The sequence below is a fragment of the bacterium genome, assembly GCA_041648665.1.
Taxonomy (GTDB): Bacteria; UBA10199; UBA10199; order 2-02-FULL-44-16; family JAAZCA01; genus JAFGMW01.
In genome coordinates this window covers 1-14830 of record JBAZOP010000009.1, presented here as the reverse complement: position 1 = coordinate 14830, position 14830 = coordinate 1, and the positions used below count along the sequence as shown (strand labels likewise).

General features: G+C 59.1%; 17 protein-coding genes. 6 read left to right on the top strand and 11 right to left on the bottom strand.

What is annotated here, in order from left to right; all coding sequences use genetic code 11:
- Window positions 1–180: 180 nt before the first annotated feature.
- The 5 genes from WC683_05295 to WC683_05275 all read left to right on the top strand — a co-directional run bounded on the left by WC683_05295 (window position 181) and on the right by WC683_05275 (window position 4440).
- The gene (locus tag WC683_05295) at window positions 181–618 is read left to right on the top strand and encodes a hypothetical protein (GenBank protein MFA4972008.1); all 438 of its coding nucleotides are present in this window, start codon (window positions 181–183) and stop codon (window positions 616–618) included.
- A 15-nt stretch (window positions 619–633) separates the two neighbouring features.
- A complete protein-coding gene (locus tag WC683_05290) occupies window positions 634–1242 on the top strand; it encodes a hypothetical protein (GenBank protein MFA4972007.1) in 609 nt (202 codons plus the stop codon).
- Between the two features lie 10 nt (window positions 1243–1252).
- Window positions 1253–1828, top strand: coding sequence for a hypothetical protein (locus tag WC683_05285; protein ID MFA4972006.1), 576 nt, complete (start codon window positions 1253–1255; stop codon window positions 1826–1828).
- A 125-nt stretch (window positions 1829–1953) separates the two neighbouring features.
- The gene (locus WC683_05280) at window positions 1954–2718 is read left to right on the top strand and encodes a hypothetical protein (protein MFA4972005.1); all 765 of its coding nucleotides are present in this window, start codon (window positions 1954–1956) and stop codon (window positions 2716–2718) included.
- 3 nt (window positions 2719–2721) lie between these two features.
- Window positions 2722–4440, top strand: coding sequence for a radical SAM protein (locus WC683_05275; GenBank protein ID MFA4972004.1), 1719 nt, complete (start codon window positions 2722–2724; stop codon window positions 4438–4440).
- 4 nt (window positions 4441–4444) lie between these two features.
- Here the strand turns inward: WC683_05275 and WC683_05270 are convergent, their stop codons facing one another.
- From WC683_05270 to WC683_05250, 5 genes are read right to left on the bottom strand one after another with little or no spacing between them, the layout of a single operon-like run.
- On the bottom strand, window positions 4445–4807 hold the full coding sequence (locus WC683_05270) for a LapA family protein (protein MFA4972003.1): 363 nt from the start codon (window positions 4805–4807) through the stop codon (window positions 4445–4447).
- 15 nt (window positions 4808–4822) lie between these two features.
- Window positions 4823–5317 carry an HIT domain-containing protein gene (locus WC683_05265; protein MFA4972002.1) on the bottom strand — a complete coding sequence of 165 codons (495 nt, stop codon included), beginning with the start codon at window positions 5315–5317 and terminating at the stop codon, window positions 4823–4825.
- Window positions 5317–5601, bottom strand: coding sequence for an integration host factor subunit beta (locus WC683_05260; GenBank protein ID MFA4972001.1), 285 nt, complete (start codon window positions 5599–5601; stop codon window positions 5317–5319). Before WC683_05260 ends, WC683_05265 begins: the two co-directional genes overlap by 1 nt.
- A gap of 39 nt (window positions 5602–5640) precedes the next feature.
- Window positions 5641–6519, bottom strand: a complete 879-nt coding sequence (gene sppA / locus WC683_05255) for a signal peptide peptidase SppA (protein ID MFA4972000.1) — start codon at window positions 6517–6519, stop codon at window positions 5641–5643.
- Window positions 6520–6540: 21 nt separating this feature from the next.
- Window positions 6541–8130 (bottom strand): 30S ribosomal protein S1, encoded by a 1590-nt coding sequence (locus tag WC683_05250; GenBank protein MFA4971999.1) that lies wholly within the window; start codon window positions 8128–8130, stop codon window positions 6541–6543.
- A gap of 226 nt (window positions 8131–8356) precedes the next feature.
- On the opposite strand from WC683_05250, the gene WC683_05245 reads away from it, so the two are divergent.
- Window positions 8357–9415 carry a 4-hydroxy-2-oxovalerate aldolase gene (locus WC683_05245; protein MFA4971998.1) on the top strand — a complete coding sequence of 353 codons (1059 nt, stop codon included), beginning with the start codon at window positions 8357–8359 and terminating at the stop codon, window positions 9413–9415.
- Here WC683_05245 and WC683_05240 read toward each other — a convergent pair.
- From WC683_05240 to WC683_05215, 6 genes are all read right to left on the bottom strand, one after another.
- Window positions 9412–10698: a DegT/DnrJ/EryC1/StrS family aminotransferase gene (locus WC683_05240; protein MFA4971997.1), complete on the bottom strand. Its 1287-nt coding sequence runs from the start codon at window positions 10696–10698 to the stop codon at window positions 9412–9414. The two genes, WC683_05245 and WC683_05240, sit on opposite strands and share 4 nt — an antisense overlap.
- A gap of 18 nt (window positions 10699–10716) precedes the next feature.
- Window positions 10717–12024 (bottom strand): radical SAM protein, encoded by a 1308-nt coding sequence (locus WC683_05235; GenBank protein ID MFA4971996.1) that lies wholly within the window; start codon window positions 12022–12024, stop codon window positions 10717–10719.
- Between the two features lie 71 nt (window positions 12025–12095).
- A complete protein-coding gene (locus tag WC683_05230) occupies window positions 12096–12701 on the bottom strand; it encodes an NAD(P)H-dependent oxidoreductase (GenBank protein ID MFA4971995.1) in 606 nt (201 codons plus the stop codon).
- 242 nt (window positions 12702–12943) lie between these two features.
- The gene (locus WC683_05225) at window positions 12944–13978 is read right to left on the bottom strand and encodes a site-specific integrase (GenBank protein MFA4971994.1); all 1035 of its coding nucleotides are present in this window, start codon (window positions 13976–13978) and stop codon (window positions 12944–12946) included.
- A 231-nt stretch (window positions 13979–14209) separates the two neighbouring features.
- Window positions 14210–14569, bottom strand: coding sequence for a hypothetical protein (locus WC683_05220; protein MFA4971993.1), 360 nt, complete (start codon window positions 14567–14569; stop codon window positions 14210–14212).
- Window positions 14569–14830: hypothetical protein (locus WC683_05215; protein MFA4971992.1), on the bottom strand; the 262-nt coding region annotated here is incomplete at its 5' end. The genes WC683_05220 and WC683_05215, both read right to left, overlap by 1 nt.

Sequence of the window (14830 nt, the reverse complement as noted above, 5' to 3'; positions counted from 1 at the left end):
GGGTAGGAGGGTTTTCAATGACAGATGCGCTCTCTTGCATGGCCTGCCCGCTACCATAGCAGGCCGGGCTAAGGCAAGGATTATGGGTCGTTTTTCTATCCAAAAAAAATCGCAGGACACGCAACTTTGGGTCTTTTGCCAACCGATAATTAGTACGAGGGGAAAGCACCAGGAGCTAAAATGCTTGGAATAATTGGACTTACAGCAATTCTGGGGTGTTCGCTCGGCGCGATCTTGGGCATCGTATCGAGCGTTATCACCGTAGGCGTGACCGTGGGCGTGAGCGTCGCTCAGCAGCAGCAGGCAGAGGAGCTGCAGAACGAGATGCTCGAGGCGCAGGAGGATGCCGAGGGTAAGGCCGAAAAGAAGTTGGATGCCCAGCAGGAGGCTGCCTACAGGCAGCAGGAGCGAACCAACCTCGCCAATATCATGGCAATGGGAAGCGCGATAATGACCGAGCAGTTCAAAAACAGGAAGGCAAAATACGAAACTGTGGCGGAGTTGAAGAAGCTGGGAGACAGCAAGAAGACCAACAGTTCATCCGAACATTACAGCCATGGAACGCCGGTGGAGCCCTCGGGCAACGCCAGTCAGTCTCAGCTCAATCTGCAGTCATAGAAGAGGAGAAATCATATGATGAGCGCAGGCCAGGTCTACAACCAGAATCAACAGAATCAGGCTACGGGTTATCCGCCGGCCTATTCCAACCAGCAGCAGGTCGGCGCAAGCCAGTCAGGCCCGCCCCAGTTCAACCCGGTCACCCTGCCGAACCAGTCGATCGCCCCTGCGGGCGGCGGCACGAGCATGAACGTCAACTGGAGCCCCAAGAACGACGAGATGATGGAAGGTTACATGTGGGGCCAGTTCGGTCTCCAGGCCGGCGGCATGCTAAACGGCATGGTCAACATGCTCTGCAACTACGGGCTCGCGAACAAGGCGATGAATTGCCAGCTCGAGATCGCAAACAAGTACTACGAGGTTCAGGACAATATCGCCGGCTATCAGATGGACGTGTCGCTCAGGCAGATGGACGTGCAGGAGAAGGCGATCACTGCCCAGAGCACGATGCACCTAGAGCAGTGCATGCACGAGGAGCGCATGGCGAAGCTCGAGGGCAACACGCAGTCCAGGCTCGCGGCGATCGAGGAGAAGGGCAAGACCGAGAGGGCAAAGATATTCTCAGTGACCGACGCTTTCAGCCGCGGCAGCTGGGACTTGGGAACGCCCTCGATAGCGGCATAAGGGAGAGATTATGTCTTTAACGTACATACCAGAGATGAGCACCTCCAATAATCTGTGGTTTACCGACACCGCCACAGGTAACGTGGTGAATATGACTCCGGATGCAGCCAATGCGCTCCCTGATACAAGCTTCACAAACGTACCCCCGACATCGCAGACCGCTGCCGGCGCATCCTCCGGCATGGAGAACCTGGCGCAGGCGCAGATAGGCATGAGCATCGGCTCCACAGTGGCCGGCATATGCTCCAGCATAATCGGCTACGTCACCGCCAAAAACCAGATGGACTTCCAGCGCAAATCCACGCTGAGCCAGTTGGAACACCAGGACGCCATGGCCGAGAAACAGATGGAAATGGAGATGGACAAGTCCTACTGGCAGGAGAAGGGAATAAGCGACAAGGTCGAATTCCAGGCCGAGTACTTCAAGGCGAACGAGAGCCGCGTCAAACAGGAAAAACAGCTCTCCATAGCCAAGGCCAGGGTTGCGGAAAAACTCAAGACAGAGAAGGCGGGCAGGATCAACACCAAGGCGCTGGATCGGCTCTTCCGCACCAACTACGCCTACGGGAAGCCTGCAGCCGCCTGATCCGGACAAGACCGATCGACCGAGGGGGATGACTCGCTCATCCCCCTTTTCTTTTTCCCTATCTTTCTTTATCATATTCAACGATTTGGCCCGCTGACAGGCCGCGCTCAAGGAAAGGACCTCAAATGGCTCTCACCCTCGATAAATTCGACGTCATGGAGTACCTCTGGGAGACCCTCCAGAAGACCCCCGACGGCAAGCACATCCGCTACACCAACAAGGACGTGAAGCAGCTCTGGACCATGGGTTTCGTGGACACGCAGAGGATCGGCATGCAGGAGTGGAGGGCGATCTTCGAACCCATGCGGCAGGCGGACGGCACATTCCTGCTCACGCACGACCAGTTCACGGCGCTCGATCAGTACCGCTACAAGGGCGAGATCCGCATACCCTTCGACGCCATGATGATAAACGAGGGAAAATACGACGACCCTGGCTTGAACGAGCTCTTCGAGGCGTCGATCGCTCCCTCGTGCTCGCTGCCGAAGGCGGATCTCGCGAAATTCCTGGACGAGATCAAGAAGGAATTCCGCGAGTCTGGCGGACTGATAATTATCAAGCAGCCGGCAAAGCTGAAGATCAAGGAGCTCCTGAAGAAGAGCCCCTCCCCGCTCAGAAACCTCGAGATCCTGCTCAACCACATGCTCAAGACAAAGGGCGAACAGGTCCACGACGCGATCGAGAAGGCCGAGATAGATGCGGTCAGCGCCAAGGCGGCGATGCAGGTATCTTCGTTCTCCGGCAAGCCAACGACGCGCGCCGAGGAGAAAGCCATCGGCCTCAAGGCACTGCAGCAGACCAAGAAAAAAGCGGAATCGGTCGAGGTCGAGGGAAAGGCGAAGACCGAGCTTGCGAAGATACGCCGTTCCACCCGCGGCATGAGGGGTTGATGGATGATCGACCTCCTGCTCATCCACTGCGAATCCGGCATCTCGCCGCTAGACATGGAATACTTCCTGCCGCCCATAGGCCTCGTCGGCCTTTCATCATTCCTCAACGCTAACGGCCTCCGCTCCAGGATCATCGATTGCCGCAGCCCCAAGTTTTCGATGAGGCAGCTGGCGAACTTTCTGGCCGAGGAGAAACCCCGCTGGATCGGAATCGACGTGCTCTCCGACACCGTCTTCACCGCAATGCGCCTGGTGCGGATCGTGCGCGCCCTCTCCCCCGACTCCCGCGTCGTCCTCGGCGGCCCGCACGCCACGCTCGCGTCGGAGGCGCTGATGCGGGAGGCCATGCCCGACGCGCTGGTGATCGGCGAGGGCGAGATCGCGTGCCTCGACCTCCTTAAAAAACGCAGGCTCTCGGAGGTCCGCGGGATCATGCGCATGAGCCGCAATCGCATCGTGAGAAACGAGATGCCGAAGCCCATCGACCTGGACGAGCTGCCATCGCCCGACTATTCGACGGTGCTGGACTCGGAGGTGATCCCGTACGCGCCCGCGCTGGCGACCGCGCGCGGATGCCCTTATCGCTGCACCTTCTGCGCGGCGCCGCTCCTCTCGAGCAAGATCAGGTGGCGCAGCCCGGGTAAGATCGCCGCGGACATCGACGCTATCTTCTCCTCAAAGGGGCGCAAACTCCCGTTTCTCACCATAGCGGACGACACGTTCACCTTCGACCTTGCGAGGACCGCGGCGGTCTGCGACGCGATCAAACAGGTCGGCGGTGGCAGCAAATTCATCTGGTACGCGGAGGCGCGAATCGACAGAATAGCGCACGACCCCTCGGTGCTCGCGGTCATGAAGGCGGCGGGACTCCGATTCCTGCAGCTGGGGATCGAGTCCGGGGACGAGCGCGTGCTCGCGGCGTATCGAAAGGGCATCACACTCGACCAGGCGCGCAGGGTCTGCAGCGCCTGCGCCGACCTGGAGCTCCTCTATCACGCCGGATTCATCGTGGGCGGCCCCTTTGAGTCGCCCGCCACGCTGAACTCGACGAGGGATCTCATGTCCAGGCTCGCAAAGGACTCGAAGGGCTTTTTGCAGCTCAACTTCACCTTCATGACCCCCCTGCCCGGGACAGAGATATTCATGCACCCCGACAGGTACGGCATCGAGATGCTCGACCCTGAGCTCTACACCTCGGTCAGTTTCGACAACTGCGTAACGAGGACCGCGGAGATGAGCCGCGCGCAGATATTCAGGGCCCGCTTCGACATGTTCACCGAGAGCTTCGAGATGATGCGCGCCGCCCTGGCCTCAGGCGGCGAACGCACCAAAAGGGCGATAGACGCCATAAGGGCGAACGTCGGCCACTTCCACAAGTCCATGATACTCCTGGAAGAGGGGCTCATGGAGAAGATGAAAAAAATACAGACCGAGATACTGAGGCAGAAGGCCGAAAAATTCGCGGAATACCGGCTCGAGGCGGGCGACGGCTGGAGGCACCTGATGCCGACCAGGCTGCCCGCGTTCGGCATGAGCGAAGACGGCCTCTACGCATTCGAAGGGGTATTGATGGACGCGGAGGAGAGCTCGATCTTCCATTACTCCACCGGAAAGCTGAGCGGCAGCGATATCGCAAGCCACCTGGGATTCGACGACGAGAGGATGAAGGCGGCGCTGGGCAGGCTGGAACAAAGGAAGGCCATCGTCTACAGGACATTCTGAAGGATCATTTCTTCTCCGAGCTCTCGCTCTCCTCAACCCGCGTCTCCCTGACCTCCCCGAGACCGCGGACCACGTCGAGCTCCCTCTCCAGCTGCCGGATCTTCTTGTTCTTGGAGCGTATCTCCAGCGTCTTGAAGAACGAGGGCAGCGCCTCCAGCAGCGCGATCGTGATCATGCCTGCGCAGAACGTCACGAGGAGCACGAAGCCCATCGGCAGCGGGGAGGACTGCAGCGCGAACATATACGGGACGGTGAATTTGAACACGATCTTGTATCCGAACACGCTCTCGTCGAGATTGCAGTAAATGAAGTTGAGCAGCGCGAAGAAGAGAGCGGCCATCAGGAACGCGAATATCAGTTTTTTCATCGAAATCCCCCTGCTTCATTTTCCTATCTTTGAGAAATCTCCGGCGAGCCTGTCATAGGTCTCCTCGAGATATTCCGGCATGCACTTGGTCTCGCCCAACACCGGCAGAAAATTGGAGTCGCCGTTCCACCTGGGCACCAGGTGCATGTGGATGTGATCGGTGATCCCCGCGCCGGCCACGGCGCCTATGTTGATCCCAATGTTGAAGCCATCGGCCTCCATCCTCTCGCGCATGATGCGGACCGCGTGCGAAGAGATGGAGAGCATCTCCGAGTAATCGCCTGGTTCGAGGGACGCGAGCTCCCCCGCGTGCTTATAAGGCACCACCATGATATGGCCGTTGTTATAAGGAAAGCGGTTCAGGACGACGTAACATCTTTTGCCTCTGTGAAGGACCAGCCTCTTGCGGTCATCGCCCTGGGCTGCGAGCTCACAGAGGATGCAGCCCGAGCCCCGCTCGCGCAGCTCCTCGATGAACTTCATGCGCCAGGGCGCCCACAGGCGTTCCATCAGACCCCCTTGTTGACGCGTTCGCGCAGCTCCTTGCCGACCTTGAAAAATGGGACGAACCTCTCGCCCACGTCGACCGATTGTCCGGTCTTGGGATTGCGTCCCACGCGCGGTTTGCGCACGCGGACCTCAAAGCTGCCGAATCCGCGGATCTCGATGCGCTCGGCTTTGCCCAGCGCGTCGGTCATGCTGTCGAAAACAGTATTGACGATCACCTCCACGTCCCTCGCAGCCAGGTTGGGCAATTTCTTCGACAGCAGTTCGATCAGATCGCTCTTGTTCAAGGCCGTCCTCCTTTCACGCCCTTAAGGTTTAACTGAAGCCTATATCTTCATCACGGGCCGCCGGTAATCCGCAGCCGATCCGGCGAGAAAATCCAGCGATTCGGCTGCGCCTTCAATCATCCTCTTGATGAAGCCTCCCCGCTTCTTGGGATACGCGAGTTCGGGTTCGCCGGAGATGCCTCCGAGCTGCGCAGCGAGTTTTATGGCCTCGGCGAATCCGCCTATCTCGTCGACGAGACCGAGGTCCTTGGCTCGGATCCCGGTGAAGACCCTGCCGTCCGCCAACGCTTCGACCTCTTCCGCGGACAGGCCTCGCGCCTCCATCACCGCTTGTTTGAACTGCCCGCGGAGCTCATCGAGGAGATCCTGCAGAATGCCCCTCTCCTCATCCGTGAGCGGCCTCTCCATCGTGCCTATGTCCTTATAGCGGCCGCTCTTCAGGGTCTCGAGATTCACCTTGGCCCATCTGAGCAGATCGCCTATTGCCACGTGCTCCATCCGGACGCCGATCGAACCCGTGATTGTGCCCGGATTGGCGAGTATCCTCGTGGCGCCGCACGCTATGTAGTACCCGCCGCTGGCGGCCACCGACCCCATCGAAGCGACGAGCGGTTTCTCCTTGGCCAGCAGCTTCACGGCCTCCAGGATCTCCTGCGACGCGCCGACCGAGCCGCCGGGCGACTCGATCCTCAATATCACGGATTTGATCCCGTCTTCCTTCTTCAGCTCCTCGATGTCCTTCACCGTCTCTTCGGCGGAGATGATGGGTCCTCTCACCTCTATCACACCCACCCTGCCGCCACCGAAGATCGATGTGCCGCCGCCCGTTGTCGCAAAAAAGGAGACCATGCCGGCCATGAACGCGATGAAGATCATGGCCGCGACGGGAATGACGATCAAGAGCCACTTGTGACGCATTCGTATCCCCCGGCTTTGTCCTTATTCCCCATCCTTCTTCGCCGCAGGCGCCAAGAGGAACTTGCGGTCCTTGGGGTTCGTCTGCCTCACGACCACGTCGAGCGAATCGCCGGCGTTCAACTCCTTGCCGCCCTCCGCGTCCGGGATGAGGCCCTCGACGCCCGGCTCGAGCTCAACGACCGCGCCCGCGCCGCTCTTAGAGAGGACCTTGCCGTACGCGCGGCTGCCTTCATTATACGCAGACTTGATGCGGTCCCACGGATCGTCCTTGAGCTGTTTGAGCCCCAGGGAGAAGCGCTCGTTCTGCGGGTCCACGTGAAGCACTATAGCCTCAATCTCGTCCCCCTTCTTGAAGAGCTCGGAGGGATGCGCAAAATTCTGGACCCAGTCTATGTCGGAGATATGGATTAGGCCGTCGATCTCGCCGTTGACGTCCATGAAGACCCCGAAATCGGCGATGTTGCGCACAGCGCCCTTGATCGTGCTGCCGATCGGATATTTCTCGCTGATCTGCTCCCAGGGGTTGGGTTCGATCTGCTTGAGACCGAGCGAGATGCGTTTGTTCTCGGTGTCCACGTCGAGCACTATGGCGTCCACCGTGTCGCCCACGGCCATGACCTTGGAGGGATGCTTGATCTTCTTGGTCCAGCTCATCTCCGAGACGTGGATGAGCCCCTCGACGCCGTCGGTCAGCTGCACGAACGCGCCATAGTCCGTGAGGCTGGTGCACTTGCCGGTCACGCGGGAGCCGACCGGATAGTTCGACTCCACGTCGGCCCACGGATCGGGCATAAGCTGCTTGAGCCCCAGGCTCACCTTCTGCGTCTCGGGATCGAACTTGAGCACCGCGACGCGTATCTCGTCGCCGACCGAGAACATCTCGGAGGGATGGTTTATCCTTCCCCAGGTCATGTCGGTCACGTGTAGCAGGCCGTCGATGCCGCCCAAATCCACGAAGACGCCGTAGTCCGTGACGTTCTTGACGATACCGTCGAAGACCTGGCCCTCGGCGAGGTTCGCGAGAGTGGCCTCGCGCATCGCCTCCCTCTCCTTCTCCAAGATGACCTTGCGGGAGAGGACGACGTTTCCGCGCCTCTTGTTGAGTTTGATGATTTTGAATTTGTACACGTTGCCCACGTACTTCTCGAGGTTGCGGACCGGCCTCAAATCAACCTGGGAGCCGGGGAGGAACGCACGCACGCCGATGTCGACCGACAGCCCGCCCTTGACCTTGGAGACCACCGTTCCCTCGATCTCGCCGTCCTTCTCGCTGACCTCGGTGAGGACGTCCCAGGTGCGCATGGCGTCGGCCCTCTCCTTTGAGAGGATCATGAGGCCGTGCTCGTTCTCGATGTTCTCCAGGAGCACGTTGATCTCATCGCCGGGCTTTGCCGTGATCTCGCCCCTCGGGTTCTTGAATTCCTCGATAGGAATCTGGCCCTCGGACTTAAAACCGATGTCCACGATGACGTTGTCGCGAGTGAGGCCGACGATCTTGCCCTTGATGATCTCCCCCTGTTTGAGGGTCACCTTCTTCACGCTCTCGTCGAAGAGCCTCGCAAACTCGCTGTTTTTCTGCACTTCAGTGGGTTGGATATGAACGGCGCACATTCTGTTAATTCCTCCTTTTTCCTTATTAAATTTAACACCTTGTGGTGTTTTTAAATTCGGTGCCGGACCTTAAATTTCAATCGGCCTTTTGTCAAAGGATTTGTTTTGTTTCTTGAAGGGTTAACCGTGAAAAGCCAAGATAACGGCCGACTGGCGAGTTGCATCGCAAACCCCTCGCATTCGCATTAAATATAAGATATCATTTTTGACGTCGCACGGAGGGAAAATGACCAAATCGACCAACGATATCAAGATATTAGACGTAACCATTCGCGACGGCAGCTATGCCGTCAACTACCAGTTCACAGAGGAGCAGGTATTTGCAGTGGCGCAGGCCTTGGACCGGGCAGGCGTGGACTACATAGAAGTCGGCCACGGCTGCGGACTCTGCGCCGGTGAAAAGGTTGGGCTGCCCCCTGCTGCGAGCGATGTGGCCCAGGTGAGATCAGCCAAGGCAGCGGTGAAGAGGGCCAAGATCGGCGTGATCGCGAACCCTGAGCCGGGCACCCTGCCCCGCGACATAGATTCGGTCATAGATCATCTCGACTTCATAAGATTCGCCGCCAACTGCGACAACCCGAGCATCCTTGAAAAAAACATATCCCACGCCAGGTCGCGACGCCCTGATATAGAGATATTTGTCCAGCTGATGCGCTCCACCCGAGTGAAGCCTGAAAAGCTCGTGGATTCGATGAAGATCGCCGAGGATATGGGGGTAAACATCGCTTACCTCGTGGACACGGCCGGCCATTTCCTACCGGAGCAGGTCTTTGATCTCATATCCCGCATCAGGGAGTCATGCCCGATCGGCGTGGGCTTCCACGGCCACAACAACATGGGACTGGCGAACGCCAACAGCCTGGCCGCGGTGCGCGCAGGAGCGGTCTCGATCGATGCAAGCCTCAAGGGCATCGGACGCGCCGCGGGCAACGCGCAGCTCGAGGCGATCGTCTCCCTGCTCAGGCGCACGGGAATGGCGCTGCATGTGGATTTCGACCAGCTGCTCCGCGCCGGAGAGGAACTCGTGGCGCCGATCATGCCTCCATCGAAGGGAATAGCCGCCATCGACCTCACAACCGCAGACCTCAACATAGACGTCTACCCGCTCTCCATCTATGAGCGGATCTCGGCGGAGGCGAATGTGGATCTGACCACGCTCATCCGCGCGATCGCGGCAAACCTGGGGACTGTCGAGATCGAACTGGACGGGATCGAACGCGCACTCAAGAAGCTCGGCAAGGATCCGGAAAAGGTACTCGCTGCCATCGGTATCAAAAAACGCTAGAGCCGCCGGATCTCCTCCGCAGTCTTCTCGCAGATATACTTCGCATCTTCGTCGGAAAACCCGGTGTGCAGCGGCAGGAAGAGCATGCGCCTGTTGATCTCCTCGGTGACAGGGAGGGAGGCGCCCGCATCGCCCTGCGCCCTCTTGTAGATCTCCTCCTGGTGCAGGCAGTGCCATCGCCCCATGATGATGCCGTGCCTGTCGAAGAGGAGCTTCGCAAACTCGCGCCATGCCACGCCCTTCGGCAGCAGGATCCCGTAATACGTCACCGCGTCATCCGCGCTGAGCCCCTGCAGCTCGATGAGGCCGTCGGCGGCGAGCGGCGCGAACGCCTCGTCGTAGCGGGTCCTGATCTCGCGGCGGCGGCCGACGATCCCGTCGAAGCGCTTGAGCATCTCGCGCGCAATGGCCGCGTTAAGGTAGGAGAGCTTGTAGTTGGCGCCGAACTCGTCCACGATGCATTCGTCCCGCAGGTTGAGCCCCTGGTGCGCGATCACCTGCACGCGCTCTATCAGCTTGCTGCTGTCGGAGACGACGATGGCCCCTCCCAGACCGGAGATGATCTTCGAGATCGTGAAGCTCATGACCGTGGCGCCGGGGCGGCCGATATTCAGGAACCCGGGACGAAGGCCCGCGCGCTTCGATCCGATGGCGAGGGAGGCGTCCTGCACGAGGGGGACATTCCTGCCGCCTTCCTCGCAGATATCGTAGAACGGCGCAAGATCCGCGAAGTGGTTGAAGTGCGTGAGGAGGATCGCCCTGGTGTTGTCGTTCACAGCGGCGCGCGCAGCGCCCGGATCCATGCACCAGGTGCGCGGGTCTATATCCACGAACCTCGGCTTTGCGCCTGCTAGTTTGATGGCGTTGACGACCCCGATGTAATTGAACGAGGTCGTGATGACCTCGCCGCCCGCGGCGCCCAACCCCTGCAGCGCCGCATGCAGGCCCCCGGTGGCGCAGCTCACCCCGGCGGCGTCCAGGTTTATAGTCTGCTCGGAGCGCCCCTTGAGGATCCTTTCGAACAAGGCGTTCCCCTTCCAATCGCACGAGGTGAGCAGCTTCAAGATGTCCCTCAGCATGCCGACCGTAGGCGATCCCTCCATCTGTCTGAAGACGTAGGGCAGATTCTTCTCGTCGGCGAGCGTATGGAGCGCGGCGCAGATCTCGCCTGCACCCTCGTTCTTGCCGGCCAGCCACAGTGCGTCGAGTTCCTCGATGAGCTCGCGCGTCCTGCCGCGCGCCGGCTCCATCGCCGGGCTGATGAAATAATAGCTCTTCTTCATAGAATCCTCCGTGGAAGCCTAATTTCCCTCCGGCCTCAATGTGATCCGCCGGAGATGCTCCTGAATCTCGGGGCTTGCAAGCTTCCTCAAGAACCACTCCAGCTTTCTCATCACCTGCTCCGAGCTGAACCGATCGTGGCGAAAGAGCAGGTTGAAGGCCGTGTATTTGCTCCAGGCTGCGGAGATGTCGAGTCTACCCTCGTCTATCAGACGCTGCCGCACCTCTGTGCCCGGATACGGGGTCAGGATGGCGACGTTCACACTGCTCAGGCTGCTCGCTAAAAAGAAATCGAGGATCCTCTGAAAGACATCGAGATCGTCGTGCTCGAGACCCGCGATGAACGACCCCCACACGTTGATGCCGTGGTCGCGCGCTACGCTGATCGCCTCGCGGTAACGCGGGACCTGACGCGCCTTCCATGGCGCGAGCCACCGCAGGTTCCTCGCGTCGAGGCTCTCAAGGCCGAAGCAGAGCACGCGGCAGCGGCTCTCTTCGAGGAGGCGCATGAGCTCCGGCCTCTTCGTCACCGACACGTCGCCGGAACCGATCCACGTGAAGCCGTGGTCGCGGATGAGGCGCATGACCCCGGCGGCATACCGCGGATCGAGGAAGAGGTTGTCGTCGCTCACGCTTAGCAGACGCGGCCCTGCGAAGGCGGCTATCCGGGCGAGCTCGGCCTCGACCTGTTTCAGCGACTTCTTGTGCATGCGATCGCAGCCCTGCCTCATCCAGTTCGCGCAGAAGCGGCAGCGCCTGCTGCATCCGGCCGAGGTCCGAAGATCATATACCTCCAGGCCGAAGCAGCGGCGAAAGTAACGTTCAGGCTCAAGTATCGAGAGCCTGGGCGGAGGACTCTTCTTTATGTCCGCGTAGCCGCCGTCATAGCGAACCTTAGGCCTCCCGCACTCAAGATCCGAGAGAAACTTAGGCCACACCAGGTCCGCATCGCCAGTCACGACCGTATCCACATGGATGGCCGCCTCCTCGGGCAGCATGGTCACGTGGATACCGCCCATCGCCACATGCACACCCCGCTCCCTGAAGGCCGCTGCCAGCTCATATGCCCGGTCGGCGTTCATCGTCACCGTACTGATCGCAGCGAGGTCCACCTTCGCGTCCGGGTCGATTGTGCCGAACTGATCGTCCATGTAGATGAGCTCGTGCTCCTCGGGCGTGAGCGCCGCAAGGGCAAGCAGCGAGTCGTTGGGCGAGAACTCGCGGAACCATACCGCCCCAGGCTTGACCAGGGCGTCGATGGCCGCGTCATCTGAGAGGACGGTCCCGGGGAGATGCAGGGTATTTGGATTGACCAGCGCGATTCTCATGGGGGCCCTGTGAGCGTTTTCATTAAAAAATTAGCACGCTTAGGCCGGAATCACAATGCGAATTCTCCGAGTTAACCGAGGAGCCAGGCGGCTGCGGACTCGGCTCGACTCAGGTCGCCTGCGCCAAGTTTCTCCCCCTGGTCCTTGCCGGCCGACCCCATGTAGATGCTCTTCTTCACCCGCGCCCCCATGACGTTTGCCGCAATCTTCAAGGCCTTGAGCGGGCACGGCATGATGATCCTGTTGATGATCGCCGGCGCGCCGCTCGAGGTGAAGAGCATCGCCCTCTTCTCGCTGCGCTTTATGCGGTTCACAGGTATCGTCTTGCCCCAGGGCCAATAGGTATAGCAGATGAGCCGCTCGATGAAGCGCTTCATGATCGCGGTCGTGTTGCTGAAGTTGACGGGCGCCGCGAGGATCAGGGCAGCAGCAGCGTCGATCTTCGCGAGGACCCCATCCATATCGTCCTCTATGACGCACCTGCCCCGCCTCTTATCCTCACTCTCCTGGGTGCATGTCCGGCAGTTCCTGCAGAACTCGATCTTCTCATCGAGCAGCACGATCTTTTCGCCCTGGCCGCCGCGCTTTCCGATCGCCCCCAGGATCGCGTCGACGGTCTGCTCCGTGATGCATCCCCTCCGATAGGTCCCCATGATCGCCACGACTTTCCGGTTCATATTCGGATCTCCCTTCCTCGATTGCGTCCATATGTCAGAAGATTGAAAAGGTGTAAAGGCGGGGAAAGAGAAACGGGAAAAGAAACGGCCCCAGAATCGGGGCCGTTTCTTTTTGAGCGGGAGACGGGATTTGAACCCAGAAAGACCACTTATGCAGGGGTTTTCACATCCCCTTGAAGTGCATATATTTTCGGTTCTAACCCGCATCATATCTTCATCTCCCGTCCTTCCATCACCTGTCATCACCTGTCATCACCTGTCATCACTTTGCGTGATTTTTCATCAAACTGGGCGCAAATTGGCCTCAAATTTTTGCCCACTTCGAGACGCGCAAATTGAAGGTCATAGCCGCTCATGTGAGTATAGCGTTTTGTGATTGCGCTCGATCCGTGGCCCAACCATGCGCTCACCATGGGCTCAGGGACACCCGCCGCCAGGTTGAGGGATGCGAAGGTGTGCCTGAATCGGTGGGCGTGGAGATGGATTTTAAGCACATCCCCCAGCTTGCGCAATTGAGCATCGAAAACCCGTCCCGTCTCGGACCATATCGGCCCGACTCGAATCTCCGCAAAGAAGCCCCGGCAAACATCCGAAAAAGGGATAACGCGAGGCTTTTTGTTTTTAGTCTCCGCCCCTTCCACTGATCGGACTCTCAGGCAATTGCGCTCAAAATCAACATCCCGCTCGACTCTAACTTTTAACATCTCTCCCAGCCTCATGCCCGTATGAATCAGGATCAGTGCGGTCTTTACCGCCTTTTCCCATGCAGGGCTTTCACCTGCCTTTACGAGCCTCGCAATATCAATCTCGGAGAGTGCCGTAACCTCGCGCCGGGGGACAACCTTCGGCGCCGGGACGTATTCCATGGGGTTTGATTCAACGTGATGCCTGAGCTTCGCCTGGTTGAATATCAGCGACAAAAGCCCGTGGTAATTCTTAACAGTCTTTGAGGCCAACCCCTGATCCGAGAGACGATAAAGAAATGCCTGAATCTCCGGGGCCTCAATCTTGTGCATCTCTTTCCCTTCCCAATAAGTCGCCATGAGGTCGAGCCTGCCCCACTCCCCCGCCAGGTATTTCGGCGAGCGGTGGGCGAAATGCCCCTCAGTCATCTCCGCAATGAATCGGTTGAGGGTGATCGGGATTGTTTTCGTGAGCCCTGCCTTGAACGCTTCGGAGTCTTTTGACTTCTCGTGCCAAAACGCCTTTGCCAGGTCCCGATTCTCGAAATACTTTGAGACGCGGCGACGGATCAGCCTGCCGCCCTCGTATGACACCTCGTAATAGCGAACGCGCCACTTTTTCACCCGCCCTTTGATTTGATTGATACCCATTGCGCCCCCTGCTCTTAAGATCGTTAATTACCTCATCAGGATCAACGAGCCAACGCTTGCCGAGTTTCATACCACTAATCCAGCCCTGTCTCAAACCTCTTTCGATCGCACTCCGACAGATGGCGGGCACTCGTCCCAGCGCCATGAAAGCATCGAGGGTGAGAAGCCGCTCCGTCATGCCATGGCCTCCGCACTCGCCAACGCCTGAATCCTCGCCAATATCTCCGAGGCGTTGCCGTCCCCGATCTTTCGCAGCGGGATGCCAGCAAGGGGTTTGTCCATGAGGTCCGAGTCCCAATAAGGGAGGACGATCTCAAGCCACTCAATCAGGTGCCGGACTTTCCCGGGGTGCTTCCGAGCAACGATTTTGCCAACATCCGTTCCCCAGCCATCTCCCACGAAATAAAGCCCGTGCGCCTTGAGGACGAAGGGCCTGCGGCATATCTCCCGCACGGGGAGCTGGACGAAATCAGCCCACTCGACCCGGCGAAAGTCGCCCTCGATCAGCTCAAGGATTTCAGAGCTTGCTTTCATCAGAAGCCCTCCGGGAGGTCGGGTTCCGGCATATATCCCTCATCTTCGTCGCCTTGGCGTAGCAATGGGGGCGGAGAAGACAGCGGCGGCGATGTCAGGGAGAAGGTGCCATTGTACCGCTTCACTGTTTCGCCATCCCATGAAGGCGATGCCTCACACACACCGTCATTTTGAGTAACACCTGCAAGCAAGTCATTTTGAGCGGTTAGGGTGTTACCCGAAATGCGGTTGTGCTCCGGGGGAGGTGTTACTCGATTTGCC

Excerpts from the sequence above, each read along its gene's own strand:
- WC683_05270 (MFA4972003.1), bottom strand. The coding sequence starts at position 4,807 with ATGAAAAAACTGATATTCGCGTTCCTGATGGCCGCTCTCTTCTTCGCG.
- WC683_05265 (MFA4972002.1), bottom strand. The coding sequence starts at position 5,317 with ATGGAACGCCTGTGGGCGCCCTGGCGCATGAAGTTCATCGAGGAGCTG.
- sppA (MFA4972000.1), bottom strand. The coding sequence starts at position 6,519 with ATGCGTCACAAGTGGCTCTTGATCGTCATTCCCGTCGCGGCCATGATC.
- WC683_05235 (MFA4971996.1), bottom strand. The coding sequence starts at position 12,024 with ATGAGAATCGCGCTGGTCAATCCAAATACCCTGCATCTCCCCGGGACC.
- WC683_05240 (MFA4971997.1), bottom strand. The coding sequence starts at position 10,698 with ATGAAGAAGAGCTATTATTTCATCAGCCCGGCGATGGAGCCGGCGCGC.
- WC683_05280 (MFA4972005.1), top strand. The coding sequence starts at position 1,954 with ATGGCTCTCACCCTCGATAAATTCGACGTCATGGAGTACCTCTGGGAG.
- WC683_05220 (MFA4971993.1), bottom strand. The coding sequence starts at position 14,569 with ATGAAAGCAAGCTCTGAAATCCTTGAGCTGATCGAGGGCGACTTTCGC.
- WC683_05275 (MFA4972004.1), top strand. The coding sequence starts at position 2,722 with ATGATCGACCTCCTGCTCATCCACTGCGAATCCGGCATCTCGCCGCTA.
- WC683_05290 (MFA4972007.1), top strand. The coding sequence starts at position 634 with ATGATGAGCGCAGGCCAGGTCTACAACCAGAATCAACAGAATCAGGCT.
- WC683_05250 (MFA4971999.1), bottom strand. The coding sequence starts at position 8,130 with ATGTGCGCCGTTCATATCCAACCCACTGAAGTGCAGAAAAACAGCGAG.
- WC683_05285 (MFA4972006.1), top strand. The coding sequence starts at position 1,253 with ATGTCTTTAACGTACATACCAGAGATGAGCACCTCCAATAATCTGTGG.
- WC683_05230 (MFA4971995.1), bottom strand. The coding sequence starts at position 12,701 with ATGAACCGGAAAGTCGTGGCGATCATGGGGACCTATCGGAGGGGATGC.
- WC683_05245 (MFA4971998.1), top strand. The coding sequence starts at position 8,357 with ATGACCAAATCGACCAACGATATCAAGATATTAGACGTAACCATTCGC.
- WC683_05295 (MFA4972008.1), top strand. The coding sequence starts at position 181 with ATGCTTGGAATAATTGGACTTACAGCAATTCTGGGGTGTTCGCTCGGC.